The organism is Vibrio sp. UCD-FRSSP16_30 (assembly GCF_001676025.1).
In the GTDB taxonomy this organism is placed as follows: domain Bacteria; phylum Pseudomonadota; class Gammaproteobacteria; order Enterobacterales; family Vibrionaceae; genus Vibrio.
The window spans coordinates 1-2,836 of record NZ_LZFW01000030.1 but is presented as its reverse complement, the minus strand read 5'-3'; the positions used below and the strand labels follow the sequence as shown (position 1 = coordinate 2,836).

Sequence of the window (2,836 nt, the reverse complement as noted above, 5' to 3'; positions counted from 1 at the left end):
CGTATTTAAGGCGTAATACCTCTTTGATTTTATTCATTGGAGTTCTCTTTTTGGCCATTATCGCTTCCTTTCCTTCTTGTTTTAGAAGTAAAGGATAGCGAGCTATTGATTTAAAAGAGAAAAAGGAAGGATTTCGGCCATTACGATCGCAGTTTTCGCTATTCCGATCATCGATTTCGGAGTTAGGTTAAAAGTGATCTGATAATCGCGGAATCAGCGATCGGTTTAAACCGAAATGGGTGATCGGATAATCCCGAAATGGGTGATCGGAATGCTCCGAAATATGCACTAGCTACCTTTCTTGTACATTTCCTTCCTAATGATTGATAGTGTGAGCAAGGTACTCATCAGAAACTAGGGGGTTAAATGAACTAGGCCACTTAGTATCAAACTCACAAAGAACCCTGAATTGACTAGGGGCATCATGGTTGATCTTAATAACCCTGAGTGAGTGAGAATCTAGCTCAGGGTTTTCAAGTAGAGCACGAATATCACAGTTAAAGTATTTTGGACAATATCCGATAGCTTTATTATCTTTTGTGGAGACAAGAACAGCTTTACAATCGTAGGGGTTACTATTTTCATAAACTAGCCTTAACTCTTCACCCACTTCAAGCTGACTTACTCTTTTTGTACTTTGAGCGTCTAAATGTCTAACACCGCTGATGAAAAATCGAATTTTATATTGACCAGTTTCAGTAACTTCCGGTTCTGAAATAATCCGGAAATCATCAGTTTTTCTAGCACCGCCAGAGATGCCTAGCAGGTCAAGTTCATCATACCCAGTCAGGTTAATATCAGACCACTTGAGCATTTTTTTAAATTCAGGCCTATTTGTAGGAATCAAGCGGTTTGTAAAAAATGAAAATAATGATGAGGAATGATATACCTTTGATAGGTTTTCCATTCGAGGGAAAGCTATAAAATTCTCGTGATTTGCTCCTTTGGTGTAATTGAGGCGATACCCAGCTTCGAAGCGTGTAAGCTTTGCCACAGGATGCCACATACCATCCTGATTATCTTTCCAAATGACAAAAACACTTTTCATAAAGTAGTTTCCTTATCCTCTTATTTTTTTTGTTCATCAAACATTTCTTTGTACTGCAATATACGCGCTTGGTTGGCAATTAGTATGCTTTTGCAAAATGTTTTTTCTGTTAATCCCATCAATTCTTCTGGAACTTTATCTACAATCAGGCTGATTGTCATAAATTCAAGGGTTTCTAACCTTTCGAGCCACTCTTTGGTCGCCTTTTTTCTAAAGTATCCAATCATTAAAAAAGCTTCTAGCGTTTTTAGTCTTTTACTACCGTAGTAAAAATAAGATTTACATCTACTCACATAGTTAGGTATCTGACGGCCTTCATCTTTAGATGAAAGTCTTTCGTACATTGTTTCTACTGATTCGTTTCGCCCTAAACTAGCAGCATGGTCGAAAGAGGGGGCTAGGTAGCTTTGAGTTCCATTTAAGATCATAGCCCAATTTTCATTATGCCTATCTTGATTCGATATCAGAGCATCAAATAATAAGTAGCCAATATAAACATCAAATGCAGTCTTTATATTTTCTGTGGGCTTCCAATTTTTTGGAGGATTTTGAATTAGTCTAGCTAAAATTGCTGCGACCCTATCCACTTTTTGAGATCTTTGTCCAGCCTCAACAGGTACATTAATCCTATTTGCCACATGTTCAATTAATTGATTACCAAAGAACATATTATCACCAGCGATAGTGAACTTTCGGCTACGTATTCCTCGTTGGCCTTTATAATTAGCTAGGTCGTAATGTGCGTGTGGAATTCCAAGCGTTTCAGCTAGCTCACAAGCAATTTTTTCAGCCCAATCCTCACCCTTACGCTCTACGGGAGCACCATGGCGATCTTCTGTATGAGTAGACTTAAATAAATATTCATCCTTAGTTTTAGAGTCGGTGTACCAAAACTTAGATTTAGTGCCCATTTGTTCAAAGTCGTCAATATCCTGATCTGAGATATCAATGATTGGGTAGTAAAGATTAGTCATTACATTTTTTAGCCCTGTTTTAGGTTTAAGTAAGTGCTTTTTACTTGAAAGAATCACATCTTTTTTAAGCCGATTCTTCCGCAGTGCTCTTTTTTGAATTTTTATGGAGCGAATGCGTTGCTTCGTATTCTTTTTGTACATTTTAAATGTTTGCTATGCATAGCTGCCTATAGACAGCGAGTGTCGAGCTTCAATGGTACGTAAAAACGATTATATATCAGAGGGATAACTTGTCAGCGTTCCATTGTAAGGAATTTCTACCTTAGCACTTATAGCAAGTATGTAGATAGCTGTTATGCACTTTATTAGAACAAAGGTGGTAGTTTAGGGTGTAGTGGTCAAGTAAAACTGGCCACAGTTTTATAAGATTGCCAATAGAGTCGTTCCGACTCATTTGGCGTGAGACCACCATTGTACTGATGCGGCCTGATTTGGCTGTAATATCTAATGATGTAGCCAATAATGCTGTTCCAGGCCTCTGTTAAATTCCGATATCCACAGGCTGGCATCCATTCTGTTTTTAGGCTTCTGAAGAAGCGCTCCATAGGGCTGTTATCCCAACAGTTTCCTCTGCGCGACAAGCTTTGTTTTATTTGAAAACGCCATAAGGTCTGACGGAACTTACGGCTAGTGTAATGCGTGCCCTGATCGCTATGGAACATCACTCCTCTAGGCTTACCACGGCTTTCATAAGCCATTTTCAAAGCTTTGCTTGTCAACTGACTATCGGGCGAAAAAGACATAGCCCAACCAATTGGTTTACGAGCAAACAAGTCCAGCACAACGGCTAGATAAGCCCAGCGATTCGCGATTC

General features: G+C 39.0%; 3 protein-coding genes. All 3 read right to left on the bottom strand.

Going from position 1 to position 2,836, the window contains the following annotated elements:
- Window positions 1–316: 316 nt before the first annotated feature.
- A complete protein-coding gene (locus tag A9260_RS11465) occupies window positions 317–1,048 on the bottom strand; it encodes an HIRAN domain-containing protein (protein WP_068699094.1) in 732 nt (243 codons plus the stop codon).
- A gap of 20 nt (window positions 1,049–1,068) precedes the next feature.
- Complete coding sequence (locus A9260_RS11460) at window positions 1,069–2,163, bottom strand: HipA domain-containing protein (protein ID WP_068699092.1); 1,095 nt, start codon at window positions 2,161–2,163, stop codon at window positions 1,069–1,071.
- Between the two features lie 197 nt (window positions 2,164–2,360).
- Window positions 2,361–2,836, bottom strand: a 476-nt coding sequence (locus A9260_RS11455; RefSeq protein WP_156684050.1) for an IS3 family transposase, incomplete at its 5' end; no start/stop codon positions are given.

Bases quoted from the DNA above. Each gene is read 5' to 3' on its own strand.
- A9260_RS11465 (WP_068699094.1), bottom strand. From the start codon at position 1,048: ATGAAAAGTGTTTTTGTCATTTGGAAAGATAATCAGGATGGTATGTGG.
- A9260_RS11460 (WP_068699092.1), bottom strand. From the start codon at position 2,163: ATGTACAAAAAGAATACGAAGCAACGCATTCGCTCCATAAAAATTCAA.